At 50.4% G+C, this 13,508-nt stretch carries 11 protein-coding genes; 10 read left to right on the top strand and 1 reads right to left on the bottom strand.

Annotated elements, in window-relative coordinates; all coding sequences use genetic code 11:
* Positions 1 to 115: 115 nt before the first annotated feature.
* The 4 genes from VA597_RS07800 to VA597_RS07785 all read left to right on the top strand — a co-directional run bounded on the left by VA597_RS07800 (position 116) and on the right by VA597_RS07785 (position 5,223).
* The gene (locus VA597_RS07800; protein ID WP_128742201.1) at positions 116 to 790 is read left to right on the top strand and encodes a response regulator transcription factor; all 675 of its coding nucleotides are present in this window, start codon (positions 116 to 118) and stop codon (positions 788 to 790) included.
* The gene (locus VA597_RS07795) at positions 778 to 1,959 is read left to right on the top strand and encodes a HAMP domain-containing sensor histidine kinase (RefSeq protein ID WP_128742200.1); all 1,182 of its coding nucleotides are present in this window, start codon (positions 778 to 780) and stop codon (positions 1,957 to 1,959) included. Before VA597_RS07800 ends, VA597_RS07795 begins: the two co-directional genes overlap by 13 nt.
* 81 nt (positions 1,960 to 2,040) lie before the next feature.
* Complete coding sequence (locus tag VA597_RS07790) at positions 2,041 to 2,724, top strand: ABC transporter ATP-binding protein (protein ID WP_128742199.1); 684 nt, start codon at positions 2,041 to 2,043, stop codon at positions 2,722 to 2,724.
* A gap of 12 nt (positions 2,725 to 2,736) precedes the next feature.
* Positions 2,737 to 5,223 (top strand): ABC transporter permease, encoded by a 2,487-nt coding sequence (locus tag VA597_RS07785; RefSeq protein WP_128742198.1) that lies wholly within the window; start codon positions 2,737 to 2,739, stop codon positions 5,221 to 5,223.
* Positions 5,224 to 5,375: 152 nt separating this feature from the next.
* Here the strand turns inward: VA597_RS07785 and VA597_RS07780 are convergent, their stop codons facing one another.
* Positions 5,376 to 6,284, bottom strand: coding sequence for a LysR family transcriptional regulator (locus tag VA597_RS07780; RefSeq protein WP_164918991.1), 909 nt, complete (start codon positions 6,282 to 6,284; stop codon positions 5,376 to 5,378).
* Positions 6,285 to 6,596: 312 nt separating this feature from the next.
* Between VA597_RS07780 and VA597_RS07775 the strand changes: the two genes are divergently transcribed.
* From VA597_RS07775 to VA597_RS07750, 6 genes are all read left to right on the top strand, one after another.
* Entirely contained in the window at positions 6,597 to 8,483 is a 1,887-nt protein-coding gene (locus VA597_RS07775; protein ID WP_243112678.1) for a TRAP transporter permease, read from the top strand.
* A 60-nt stretch (positions 8,484 to 8,543) separates the two neighbouring features.
* Positions 8,544 to 9,563, top strand: coding sequence for a TAXI family TRAP transporter solute-binding subunit (locus VA597_RS07770; protein WP_128742196.1), 1,020 nt, complete (start codon positions 8,544 to 8,546; stop codon positions 9,561 to 9,563).
* A gap of 64 nt (positions 9,564 to 9,627) precedes the next feature.
* Positions 9,628 to 10,635, top strand: a complete 1,008-nt coding sequence (locus VA597_RS07765; protein WP_164918990.1) for a M14 family metallopeptidase — start codon at positions 9,628 to 9,630, stop codon at positions 10,633 to 10,635.
* A gap of 1 nt (position 10,636) precedes the next feature.
* Complete coding sequence (locus VA597_RS07760) at positions 10,637 to 11,989, top strand: MmgE/PrpD family protein (RefSeq protein ID WP_326975624.1); 1,353 nt, start codon at positions 10,637 to 10,639, stop codon at positions 11,987 to 11,989.
* A gap of 11 nt (positions 11,990 to 12,000) precedes the next feature.
* Positions 12,001 to 12,891, top strand: a complete 891-nt coding sequence (locus VA597_RS07755) for a fumarate hydratase (protein ID WP_128742193.1) — start codon at positions 12,001 to 12,003, stop codon at positions 12,889 to 12,891.
* A gap of 16 nt (positions 12,892 to 12,907) precedes the next feature.
* Complete coding sequence (locus tag VA597_RS07750) at positions 12,908 to 13,498, top strand: FumA C-terminus/TtdB family hydratase beta subunit (RefSeq protein ID WP_326975623.1); 591 nt, start codon at positions 12,908 to 12,910, stop codon at positions 13,496 to 13,498.
* The last annotated feature ends 10 nt before the right edge of the window (positions 13,499 to 13,508 follow it).

The following is a 13,508-nucleotide window of genomic DNA, read 5'->3' as shown; positions in this document are numbered from 1 at the left end:
CGTGCGGGACCTGGGGCCCGGAATGCGGAAAATGCGAAATTTTGACCGCACCTTTCAAGAGTTGATAAAAAGTAGAAAATTATGCGATATAATATTTAGAACGGAGGTGTTTCTGATGCCCTGCAAGATATTAGTCGTCGACGATGAGACAGACATCGTTGAACTGCTCAGAGATTATTTTGAAATCAACGGCTATGAAGTCCTTACGGCCTACAACGGTTCGGAAGCGTTAAAGCAAGTCGAAAAACTTCCCGATCTGATTTTGCTTGATATCAACCTGCCGGATATAGACGGACTACAGGTCTGTACGAAAATACGAAGCTTCGTTTCCTGCCCTATCCTGTTCCTGACTGCCAAAATTGAGGACGCCGACAAGGTCAGCGGCTTTGGCGCGGGGGGCGACGATTATATCGTGAAGCCGTTTTCCATCGACGAACTCGGCGCGCGGGTATCGGCCCACCTCCGCCGCGAGAAAAGGATGCGCGGGGCTTCCAAAAAGAAATTCGCAGGGGATCTTGTGATCGATTACGGTTCGAGGGCCGTATATTGCCGAAACGAGCAGGTTCCGTTTGCCAAAAAGGAATTTGATATGATTGAACTTTTTTCTTTGAACAGCGGTCAGGTCTTTGATAAAGAACGCATCTACGAACGGGTTTGGGGCTGGGACAGCAAGGGCGACAGCAGCGTTGTCGCAGAGCATGTCCGGAGAATCCGGGCAAAGCTGTCGGCAGTCAGCGATAAAAAATATATTGAAACGGTTTGGGGCATCGGTTACAAATGGATCGATTAAAAAAAGCGTTTTACAATCTGTCGCTCAAAAAGTCCTTTATGCTGTACATGCTTCTTTTTTTATTGCTGGCTACAGCGCTGAGTTCAGTCAGCATTAACTTGGCGGACTCTGTAAAGAACCGAATCAATTTTTCGTACGCAGATACAGATAACAAATATACGGTGAGCAACAGGACGGGCAGCGTCGTGATTTTTTCACCTCCTCCCGAATACACGCCGAAAGATCAGGAGATCATCACGGTCTGTAATGCCGTCCAAATCGGCTCAGTTCCTTTATTTTTCGGATTCTGCATCGTTATGGCGGCGTTGTTTTTTTATCGTAACAAATTAAAAAAGCCTATTGAGCTGTTGGATAAAGCCTCCGGCAAAATCGCCTCCAACGACTTGGATTTTCATCTGTCCTATGACAGCAGGGATGAAATGGGACAGCTTTGCACCTCTTTCGAAACCATGCGGGAGGCGCTGAGGGAAAACAATCTCGCGATGTGGCGCGCCGTGGAGGAGCGAAAACGGCTCAACGCCGCCTTTTCCCATGACCTGAGGACGCCGCTTACGGTATTGCGCGGGTACACCGACTTTTTGAAAAATTATCTTCCCCAAGGAAAGGTCACCGAAGAGAAACTGCTGTCCACAATATCCACTATGTCCGGGCATATCGCCCGTCTGGAAAACTATGTCCGCCAGATGGGAGAAATCCAAAAGCTGGAAGATGTCACGGCCCATTTGCAGGATGTGGAAATCGGCGCTTTGGCCGAACAGCTTCAGTCCGCCGCGGCACTGTTGGTGAAAGATTCCGGACTGACGCTTGATTTCACCAATGAAATCAAGCAATCGCACATGACGCTGGATCCTTCTATCGTGATGCGCGTTTACGAAAATTTGATTTCCAACGCCATAAGGTACGCCAGAGACACCGTTCGCGTTCGCCTTCAGTGCGAGGGGGAAACGTTTTGCGTCGGTATTGCCGACGACGGGCAGGGTTTTTCAGAAGAAGATTTGCAAATGGCCCTGAGGCCCTATTACAAACGAAAATCCGATGCCGACCAGCTCCACTTCGGGCTCGGCCTGTATATCTGTAAGACGCTGTGCGAAAAACACGGAGGAGCGGTCGCGATCCGCAATTCGCGAAACGGCGGCGCTGTGGCGACAGCCGGTTTTTTGGCAAAATAAAATTTCAGGTAAAAGTTGAAAAAAAGTAGAAATTTATGTTCTACACTCTCCTTGTACAAAAAATAAGGAGAGTGTTTTTTTATGTTATCTGAGAAAAACAAGGTCATCGTGCGGGCAAGCGGCCTGAGAAAATACTACGGGGCCGAGCCGAATCTTGTAAAGGCTTTGGACGGGATTGACCTCTCTGTCTCAAGCGGTGAATTTGTGGCGGTCGTGGGGACCTCCGGCAGCGGAAAATCGACGCTGCTGCATCTGCTTGGCGGCCTCGATACTCCAACCGCCGGCAGCGTGGAGGTGGGCGGCAGCGAGCTGTCAAAAATGAACGACGAGGCGCTTGCCGTATTTCGGCGCAGAAACGTCGGCTTTATTTTTCAGAACTACAATCTGATTCCCGTGCTCAATGTCTACGAAAATATCACGCTGCCGGTCGAGCTGGACGGCAAAACCCCGGATCGGGAATTTATAACCGAGGCCGTAAGGATGCTCGGCCTTTCAGAAAAGCTTGAGAATCTTCCCAGCAATTTGTCAGGCGGCCAGCAGCAGCGCGTTGCAATCGCCAGGGCGCTGGCGGCCAAACCCGCCGTCATTCTGGCCGACGAACCCACCGGAAATCTGGACAGCGGGACCAGCCGGGACGTCATGGCACTCCTGAAATCCACCAGTGAAAAATTCGGCCAGACCATCGTGATGATCACCCATAATCAGGAGATTGCCCGGCTTGCGGGCCGGATCATCCGTATCGAAGACGGCAGAATTGTGGCGTAGGAGGCAATTTCGATGAAGAAAAACAACGCGGTGAAAAATCTCACCCGGCGCACGCTGGCAGCCAACCGCTCCCGAAACGGAACCGTCATAGCGGCCATTGCGCTGACCACCCTGCTGATTTCTTCCGTATTCAGCATCGGTATAAGCTATCTGAAATCCATGAAAATGCAGCAGATACGCTTAATGGGCACGACGGCGCAGGTTGCGGTTACCTATCCGACGGAGGACCAGGTGGAAAAACTGAGGGAACTGCCTTACGTCAAAGCCGTTGGACTTCAATATAATGTCGGAGAGCTAAAAATAGCATCTGAAATGAAAGATATGACCGTCTCCCTGCATTGGTACGATCAGGCGGAATGGGAAGCGTTCCGCAGGCCCGCCTGCGCCGGCGTTGTGGGAAGCTATCCGGAGAAGGCGAATGGGATCATGGTTCCGATGTGGATTCTCCGGAATATGGGGATTGACAATCCGCAGATCGGGATGGAGATTCCACTTACATTCTATTTCGGGGATGAAAGAAGCGTCTCCCAAACGGAAACCTTTGTGCTGTCGGGCTATTGCCAGGACTATTCTTATATCCGCACGGGGAACATTGGCTCTATCTTCGTTTCAAAGGAATTCGCGGAGCAGAGCGGGCACACCGTCGAAAAGGACGGAGCCGTTTCGATCGCTTACCGGGACGGCAAGAACATCGACCAGTGCAACGGGCGGCTAAAACAGGATTTATCTCTTACGGGAAATCAAAAGATAAAAACCGTTCCGATGTACGAATCCACCGGCACGGACGGGTCCACAACAACATTTGCCTTCGCGGCGGTGATTCTGTTTTTAATGTTCACCGGCTACCTGCTGATCTACAACGTCTTCTATATTTCCGTTTCAAAGGATATCCGGTTCTATGGGCTTCTGAAAACAATCGGCACCTCTCCGCGACAGCTGCGGAAAATTGTATCCAAACAGGCGCTTTTACTGGCTGCAATCGGAATTCCCATCGGGCTTGCCCTGGGAGCATTCCTATCTTTCGCCGCCGTCCCCATGGCGCTGAGTCTGTCCAACCTTGAAACGGGCGCCACAGTTTCCTTCCATCCCATCATCTTTATCGGCGCGGCATTCTTTGCGCTGGTTACGACACTGCTGGGGGCGGCCAAACCGGCCGGAACCGCGGCGAAAATCTCTCCGGCGGAGGCTCTGCGCTACACGGGCGCGCGTGCCGGCAGGAAACGAAAGCGCGGAACGGGCGGCGGAAACCCCTCCCGGATGGCGTGGCGCAACCTATTCCGCGACCGCAAACGCGCGGCAATCGTACTCCTGTCCCTCTTTTGGGGAATCACTGCGTTCATGACGGTCACAACCCTGATTTCCAGCATGGATACGGACCATTATGTCGCGTCATACGTTCAAAATGATTTCGTTCTGGAGAACGACACGCTGGACGCTGTGGCGGTGGCCTCCGGGAACGCTGCGAAACAGAAATTTGACGCCGCATTCCTTGCGGACCTGGAAAAAATAGACGGAATCACCAATTTGCGCACCACCAGCATGGAAAAGATGAGCATGGCCTATGACCCGGCGGAATTCTCAAAGCACATGGACTGGTTCTGCAAGAAATTCGGCGTGGAGGAAAAACTGACGGATCAGCAGATAAAAGATAACTTCTGGGGATATATCATCGGCCTGGACAACCGCTATATAGAGGAATTCAATCAAAGCGGCGATACGGCGATTGATATCGACGCCTTTGAGCGCGGCGACATCGCCCTGATCGGAACAGACAGCCCGGAGCTTTACCGCGATGTGGATACGATGGACGTGTCCGTCCAATCTTCCGGCACCGGAAAGCGTTTTACCCTCGGCGGCTTTGTTCCGCTTGGATTCCAGTACGCAGGCGGCGGCATGGCCCCCAATATTTATGTGTCCGAGGAAGCGCTTCGTTCTCTTGCGTCCGATCCTAAAATCTATAAAGTGAATCTGGATACCGAGGATGGGATGGAAGAACAGGCGCTTGAAAAGATCAAATCCCTGACCGGCGGCGACCATGAGATCACCAGGATATCCAAGCTGGAACAGCAGGAAGCGATGACGGACGCCAAGCTGATGCTGTATATCCTGGGAGGCGGGATCGCCCTCATTCTGGCTCTCATCGGCATTTTGAATTTTATCAATGTAATGGTTACAGGCGTTATGACCCGAAAGAGGGAACTTGCCATGCTGGAAAGCATCGGCATGACCAAGCGGCAGATGCGGCGGATGCTGATGACGGAGGGACTGGCGTATGGCGCGTTAACGGTGCTGTCGGTCGGCACCTTGGGCAGTGCCTTTACCTGTTGGATTTTTACGCTGTTCCGGCAGCAGGCGGATTACGCCGTTTTTACCTTTCCCACCGTTCAGATGCTCGCCGCCATCGCGGTAGTATTAACCGTGTGCGCAATAACACCGGGGCTGGTTTATCGGTCTCTCAGCCGCGACAGCCTTATTGACAGGCTCCGCGAAACGGATTGAGGAGAAAGCGGCGTCTCATCCCAATTCATTTGGATAAAAGCATCTGACTTTCACAACATCATGGTTCAATAAAATGTGAAACGGATTTCGTGATCTCTCCTGCCCTCGGCGGGGGAGATTATATTCTGTCATCCAACTTTTATTTGAAATCGCTATAAATACATATTTTTTATAATCTGAATCAGCTTTTTAGCTGTCGGGGTAAGGAGTCCCTCTGTTTTCCATGCGGCGCAGAGTTTCCATTGGATACAGGGTTCCCCGATGGAAAACAGTGCCGGCGGTTTATCCGTGAGGCTGAAACGGGTGAAAGTCTCCGGAACAAAAGTAAGGCCTATCCCTGCTTCCACCAAACGGAAAGCCGATTCTGCACTCTTTGTGCACAGGGCGGTTTTGGGATGTATATTATATTTTTCAAAAATCTGCATGGAAATATCGTACAGGCGTTGATGGTCACTAAGGATGATAAATGGCTGATACTGAGTAAGTCTTAAATCCATCCAGGGATATTGGCATGAATCTTTTGAAGCCCCCTTTTGGGCCAGCGGATGGTTGTAAGGCACAGCAAGTAAAATTTCCTCCGTAAAAAATGGCTGATATGTGATTTGAGCATTACATTCGTTTCCATTGATAATGGCAATGTCAATCTTGTCGGAAATCAACATTTCTTCCAGTTCTTTTGTCGGGTTCTCAAACATTTGTACCTCCACCAGAGGATACTTGGTAATGTAGTTCTTCAGGATTCCCGGCATAATATAAGACATTCGCAAAGAAGCGATTCCAATGCGCAGCCGTCCGGTCACCGCTTCGTTGATATTCTGTAACTCGGTTTCCAGTTCATTATAAAGCCGAAGGATGTTTTTTCCAACGGCGACATAGCGCTCACCCGCATAGGTGAGCACAAGGCGATTGTGAACCCGGCGGAAAAGCTGTACTCCAATATTGTCTTCAAGGTCTTTCAGGTATCGGCTTAAAGAGGGCTGTGAGATGAAAAGGGATTCCGCAGCCTTTGAAACACTGCCGTTTTCCACAACAGCGATCACATATTCAAGCTCTCTCAGCACATCTTCACATCCTTCAACGTTCAAATATAATCAAACAAAATATTATAGCACAATGCTATACAGAGAATAGCTATTTGATATTTGTAAATCAAGAGATATCATACTATAATTTTATTGAAAAGTAAATGAATTTAGTGATTATTTATAATATTGCTAGAATCTTTTTTCATTCGTATAAGAAAAAAACGATAAAACCAAAAACTAATGGAATAAGATCATAGCATTTTTAAATAAAGTTGGAACGTCTGATCCTAAACGGGACTGACTTTCGAAGCATAATCAATTTAAATTCAGAAAAGGAGATGGGCCCATTTGGAAGTTAATGGAAACGGCAACCCCAGCAAAATTTTTATCGACAAACTTTACTTTCTGCTTGGCACTGTATTTGTATGTTTCCAAGTATACACCGCGTTGTTTGGTGTGATTCCCGGGGTCGGGCAAAAAGCGATTCATCTCGGACTGATTTTAACCCTTTTATTTCTGGGAAATATGAGTAAAAGCCGGGGTATTTGGCTCACTTTGCTCAACCTGCTGCTGCTCGTCATGTCGATCGCCTCCATTGCTTACATACTGTTTATTGACAAAACAATCGATCTGCGGGCCGGTATTACCCTCCCGGCCGACATTGTTTTTGGGATCATGCTGATCGTTGTTTTGCTGGAGGCCTCCCGCAAGGTTGTGGGACCATCCCTGCTGGTTATTATCCTGCTCTTTGTCGTTTATGCGTTTGGGGGCCGATACTTTCCAGCGTTCCTGGCCCATGCCGGTATGTCCGGGGGACGTTTCATCAATCTTATCGTTCTAAGCACGGATGGCATTTTTGGCTCCCCGCTTTACGCCTCCGCCGTCTATATCGTGCTGTTCATTATTCTTGGCGCCGTTTTCGGTGAAACAGGCGTCGGGGATTATTTCACGGGTTTGGCGACAACGGCTTTTGGAAGATTCAAAGGAGGCCCTGCAAAAATTGCGGTAATCGCAAGCGGCTTGTTTGGCTCCGTCAATGGAAGTGCGATTGCAAATGTAGTAGGGACCGGCACCTTTACCATTCCGCTGATGAAAAAGAATGGTTTTGAACCGGAATATGCCGGAGCAGTCGAAGCTGCTTCTTCCACAGGAGGACAAATCATGCCCCCCATTATGGGAACCACGGCGTTCCTGGTAGCTCAGATGCTGAATGTTCCCTACTTTGACGTTGTAAAAGCGGCACTAGTCCCTGCAATTCTCTATTTCGGCGGGATTTTGATGACGGTGGATATTCATGCCAGAAGAAAAGATTTAAAGTCGATGGATGTTTCCGACGTACCCAAACTTAGCAGCATGCTGAAAAAATCGTATCTTTTCCTGCCGCTTGTCTTTTTGGTGGTCATTCTGGGCGTTTTCAATTTTACAATCACCAAAGCAGGCATTTACACTTTGATTTTCACCATTTTTCTCTCGCTTCTCAGCTCAGACACCCGCCTTACAAAAGAAAAGCTGGTGAGAATTGTCAAAAACTCGGTATCCGGTTCCATCCCGGTCGCCGTGGCCTGCGCGGCGGTGGGGATCGTGATCGGCGTCGTGATGGGAACCGGGTTGGGATTCCGCCTTTCCGGCATTTTGGTTGATTTGGCTCATGGGCAAAAGTTGTTGCTGCTTGTGCTCACCATGCTGGTTTCCATTATTCTGGGAATGGGGGTTCCAACCACTGCGGCCTATCTGGTGCTTGCCGTCCTGGTAGCCCCCGCGCTCATCAAGCTCCAGGTCCTTCCGATGGCGGCACATCTTTTTATCTTTTATTTCGGCATCATATCTAATATTACGCCTCCCGTGGCTCTGGCAGCCTATGCGGCGGCGGGCATTGCTCACTGCAATCCCAATAAATGCGGCTTTACCGCATTTCATCTCGCGATTTCCGGTTTCATTCTCCCGTTCATGTTTGTGTATAATCCGAGCCTGATGCTGTACGGGGCATGGTATAACATTCTGCGCAGCCTTTTTACGGCGCTGATCGGCGTTTACTGCCTGTCGGCGGCCATGGAAGGATTCGCGGTCAAATGGAAAATTTCCTGGGTCGAACGTCTTCTATATATAGCCGTGGCATTTTTGCTGATTGATTCCGGACTTTTAACGGATTTGTTAGGCTTCGGCCTGTTGGCCTTATTGATTGTATTTCGCGTTTTCCTCTCTCAAAAGTCAAGGCCAGCTCCTGTGAAAGAGTGATATTCTCACCCCAAAAGAAAAGTCCATGACCATTTTCATAAGAAAGGGATGTATTAAAAAATGAAAAAACTTGTGGCAATTGCGGCAATCCTAGCACTGCTTGTGTCCTCGACGGCCTGCGGGAGCGGCTCTTCTCCTTCCGTTTCGTCAGCCAGCGCCGGAAACGCTTCAGCACAGGCCGGAAGCCAGACAAACCATCCCCAGATGGCCCTTTCCGTTGGGACAGGCCCCAGCGGTTCCACAAATTACGCGGTTATTTCCAGCATGGGCAGCCTCATTCAAAAACGTTATCCCAATTATATCTTCAGTCCGGAAATTTCCACCGGCAGCGCGCAGAATGTGCAGATGATCGTACAGAAAACCTGCCAGATGGGCGTTTGCATGGCGGACGCCGCTTACGCCGCATACAACGGGGAAAGGGAATTTGACAAGAACACAAAAGGAAAAATCAATTTTGTGATGAGCGGCTATGAAACAGTGTTCAACCAGTTCGTCCTGAAAAACTCGCAGATAAAAAATTTTAAGGATCTAAAAGGGAAAAAATGCGGAGTTGGCAAAGGGACCATGGAACAGTTTTACTGGCCCATGCTGTTGGAGATGAACGGCATGTCGGAAGACGACGTAAAAACGGTTTCCCTGTCCCTTTCGGATATTGCGGACGAAGTATCGGACGGAACACTTGATTATGGAGTCTTTGTGACTTCGGTTCCGAATTCCGATATTTCAAATCTCGCCCTGACAAAAGGAATCAGAATGCTGGGATTTGACGAGGATGTCCGAAAAAGCATTATCGAAAAATACCCCTATTTTAACGAGGCAACGATTTCGAAAGATTCCTATAATCTAGACTCCGACGTGGTGACGCTGGGCACGCGGAATACGATTGTTGCGAGTCCGGACTTGGACCCGCAGGTTGTATATGATTTTCTCGATGTCGTTTTAAGCAGTCAGGATGATCTGAAGCTGGTCAGCGTGTCCGCCGCAGAGTTCAATAAAGAAAACGCTTTACTGGATTCCAAGCTGATTCCCATGCACCCCGGCGCGACAAAATATTATAAAGAGAAAGGCATAATTTCATAATTTCAACGGGAGGGAGATTGACTATCCGCCTTCCTCCCACCATTTATTTATAGGAGGAATCGTTTTGCTAAAAGTTTTCGGTAGACAATTTCATCCGGGCGAGAAATCCTATTTCACTCTCGACGGCCCCACTCTCTGCAACCGTGCGTCTGTCAAACTGCCTGTCATCGTCCTTTGCGGAGGCGCGGAGGGACCCACCCTCTGGCTGAACGGAGCAGTTCACGGCGATGAAATCAATGGCTCCTACGCATCGTGGCAGCTGATCCGGGATTTAAACCCCCGGGAAGTCAGAGGAAACGTCATTGCGACCCCGGTAGCCAATCTCGCGGCATTTTTAGATCAGCGCAAGGTCTCATTTCTGGATGATTTGGACATGGACACTCAGTTCCCGGGAGATGCCGAAGGAATGATCACCCAGCGGCTTGCGAAAATCATCTATGACGGCGTTAGGGAAGCGGCCACCCATCTGATCAGTTTTCATACAATTTCAAAAATGTACGACGCTCACCCCTACACAGTAGCCAAGCTGGTGCCGGACGCCGACGCAACAGTGAATCGAACGGCGGTGGAACTGGCAAAAGCGTTCGGGGTACAGGCCAACTGTATCGTAAATCTTTCGGACGCGTCCGGCGAACTGCCCGGAGTTACCAGCGGGGCGTTGGACATCACCTGCATCAAAGACGGAATTCCGGCATTCATGGGCGAAATCGGCCACGGCGGCATCGCGGATCCTGCGATGATCCGTATCGCGGTCCAGGGAATCAAAAACGTCATGAAAACGCTTGGGATGCTGGACGGTTCGCCTGTTCTGCAAACGTCAAGGCAATATAAAATCCTTCGGCGCAAATTCGTTCGGATCGACGACGGCGGTGTCCTTGACATGAATGTGAAACCGGGAGACATTGTCCATAAAGGCGATTCCCTTGGAGAACTGCATTATTTCAACGACCGTCCGGTCCCATACCCGGCTCCCTGCGACGCCTATGTCATCGCGGTGCGCACATACCCCGCGATCAACACCGGAGACCGGGTCGCCTTTCTGGGACTGAAATGGGAGGATTATTGCAATTAATATGTCAACAAAAGCATTAGCTGATTTCGCTTGTGACCTATCATATCAGGACCTGCCTGACGAAGCGGTCGATGCGGCGAAAATGTGCCTGCTGGACATTTTGGGAGTAGCAGTTGCGGGCAGCGTTACACAGCAAGGGAAGAAATGGACGGAATATTTCACACGGAACTCTTCCGGAAAAGAAGCGACTGTCTGGGACAAACACTTGAAAAAGCTCTCCTGTGACGATGCGGCGGCCCTGAATGCGGCGCATGGACATTTGTTGGATCTGGATGACGTACACACTTCCTCCATTACTCATTTGGGCGTGGTGACCATCCCGACCGCCATTGCCATAGGCCAGCGTGAAAAGAGCTCCGGAAAGGATGTGCTTGCCGCCATTGCCGCCGGTTACGAGGTCGGGGCTCGGATTGGAGAAGCAATCAACCCCTCATCCTATCGCTTTTGGCATACAACCGCAGTTGTCGGCACGTTTTCATCCTGTACCGCCGCAGCGAAATTACTGGGACTGACTCACACAGAATTTCTGAATTCGTTTGGCAGCGCCGGAACGCAATCCGCCGGATTGTGGGAATTTCTTGAGGACGGCGCAATGAGCAAGGCGCTTCACACGGCAAACGCCGCGCTTTGCGGCATACGTTCGGCAGAGCTGGCAAAACTCGGAATCACGGGAGCTTCCAGAATACTGGAAGGAGAAAGAGGGCTGATCCGCGCGATTGCCCCACGGCACGACATGGACACTTTGGTCCGCGGACTGGGCGATGGGCATTACAAGATCCTGTCGAATTCGTTAAAACCATATGCCTGCTGCCGGCATATCCATTCGGCCATTTACGGTATTCAAAAGCTGTCTAAGCTATATCAGCTTTCGCCGCAGAATATCTTACACATAACGGACAAAACATACTCCGTCGCCAAATCGACTGCCGACCGCCCCCACCCCGCCTCGGCCTATGCCTGCAAGTTCAGCATTCAGTACTGCATTGCCGCCGCCATTTTATACCACACCGTCAGTCAGTCCGTTTTCAGCGAAGAAAAAATCAATCAACCGGAAATCAGGAAGCTCATGGACAGCATTGAAGTCGTTGAGGATCCGACGATGGAATCGAAATATGAACACGACGGAAACCAATGGGGACACAGGCTGGAAATCACTCTGAAGGATGGGACAACATGTGCCGAAGAGATTATCTATCCGATTGGAGATTTCAATAATCCGTTCGACTGGCATATGGCGGAAAGCAAGTTTTCTTCCCTGACAGATGGAATTTTGTCGCACGAACAGTCGGTGAAATCACTTGAGAAAATCCGGAATCTCGACCGTCTCAATGATATCAACGAATTATTTGAATAGGGGGACTGCTCATGTCCATCGATGAACATAAAAATTTGATCCGGCAACAGATTTATCATACGGTTATTCGGGCCGTCACTGAAATCTCGGAAGATGTAAAAGGTCTGTTGGAATCGGCGCTGGAAAAAGAGCACAGCGAAACGGCAAAAAGTATGTTGGGTTCTATGCTGGAAAACTTGAAAATTGCGAAAGAAATGGACAAAGCCGTGTGTCAGTCGCCGGGTTACCCAACGGTTTATGTTTCATTTGGAGAGGAAAATATCTCTCCGGCAATTAAAAGCGCAGTTGCCGAAGCAATTGCGGATGCAACGGCAAAAGGGTACCTTCGCCCCAGCATGGTGGATCCTTTGACCCGGAAGAACTCCGGCGACAACACGGGGAAAGGAGTTCCGAATATTGAGTATGAATACGTGCCGGAACAAAAATACATAGACGTTATCGTGAGCTTTAAGGGCTGCGGCGCGGAGCTCGGCAACGCGATGCAGATCATGACGCCGGCCAAACTCGGAGAAAACCTTGCGGGACTGAAGCGCTTTATTCTGGAAACCGCCCTGAACGCGGGGGGGAAGCCTTGCCCGCCTTACGGGATCGGGATCGGAATCGGGGGCCAGATGGACGTCGCGGCCAAGCTGAGCCGCAAAGCGATCAGCGTGCGCCGCTGGGATGACGTCAATCCCGATCCGGAACTGGCCGCTCTGGAGGCGGAACTGAAAGATGCGATCAACAGCTTGAAACTGGGCGCGGCGGGAATCGGCGGAGATACCAGCTGCCTTGCGGTCAAAATCGAACGGGCGCATACTCACACCGCGATCGCGCCGGTCGCAATTAATTTCCACTGCTGGGTTGCGCGCCGGGCGGGAATTCGGATTTACGACGACGGCAGAACAGAAAAAATTTTGTAAAGGAGGGTCCGCATCAATGAAAAGCTATACGTTTACGACTCCGTTGTCCGAAGCTGATATGAGAAAATTGGAAACAGGCGATGTCGTCTATCTCTCCGGGCACATCTTCACGGCGCGGGACATGGCTCATCTGAGAATGAAACGGCTGCTGAAAGAAAATAAGCCTCTCCCGAAACCGTTTGAGGGTGCGGCGCTTTTTCACGCAGGTCCTGTGGTTTTAAAGAATAAAGATGGAACCTGGAAACTGAATGTGATCGGGCCCACCACCAGCATCCGGATGGAACCGTATGCCGAGATGGTCGGTTCCATCGGTGTCAGGGCCGTCATCGGAAAAGGCGGAATGGGCGAAGACACGCTGGAAGCCTGCCGGAAATACGGGTATGTCTATCTGCAGGCGGCACCGGGATGCGCCGCAAAGCTGGCGCAGGGGATTGAACGGATCAACGATGTAACGTGGTTTGAGCTTGGAATGCCGGAAGCCATGTGGGACCTGCAGGCGAGCCGATTCGGTCCGCTGGTCGTCGGGATGGACACAAAAGGCAACAGCATCTACAAAGACCTCAGAACATCTGCGCTCAACCGAATCGACGTCCTTTATCCCGCTTAGTACGGGACAG

It is taken from the genome of Caproicibacter sp. BJN0012 (assembly GCF_035986805.1).
GTDB lineage: Bacteria > Bacillota > Clostridia > Oscillospirales > Acutalibacteraceae > Caproicibacter.
The sequence above is the reverse complement of the archived record's forward strand: the minus strand, read 5'-3'. Positions and strand labels throughout refer to the sequence as shown.

Coding starts and splice junctions, on each gene's coding strand:
- VA597_RS07760 (WP_326975624.1), top strand. CDS start 10,637: ATGTCAACAAAAGCATTAGCTGATTTCGCTTGTGACCTATCATATCAG.
- VA597_RS07795 (WP_128742200.1), top strand. CDS start 778: ATGGATCGATTAAAAAAAGCGTTTTACAATCTGTCGCTCAAAAAGTCC.
- VA597_RS07800 (WP_128742201.1), top strand. CDS start 116: ATGCCCTGCAAGATATTAGTCGTCGACGATGAGACAGACATCGTTGAA.
- VA597_RS07790 (WP_128742199.1), top strand. CDS start 2,041: ATGTTATCTGAGAAAAACAAGGTCATCGTGCGGGCAAGCGGCCTGAGA.
- VA597_RS07750 (WP_326975623.1), top strand. CDS start 12,908: ATGAAAAGCTATACGTTTACGACTCCGTTGTCCGAAGCTGATATGAGA.
- VA597_RS07770 (WP_128742196.1), top strand. CDS start 8,544: ATGAAAAAACTTGTGGCAATTGCGGCAATCCTAGCACTGCTTGTGTCC.
- VA597_RS07785 (WP_128742198.1), top strand. CDS start 2,737: ATGAAGAAAAACAACGCGGTGAAAAATCTCACCCGGCGCACGCTGGCA.
- VA597_RS07755 (WP_128742193.1), top strand. CDS start 12,001: ATGTCCATCGATGAACATAAAAATTTGATCCGGCAACAGATTTATCAT.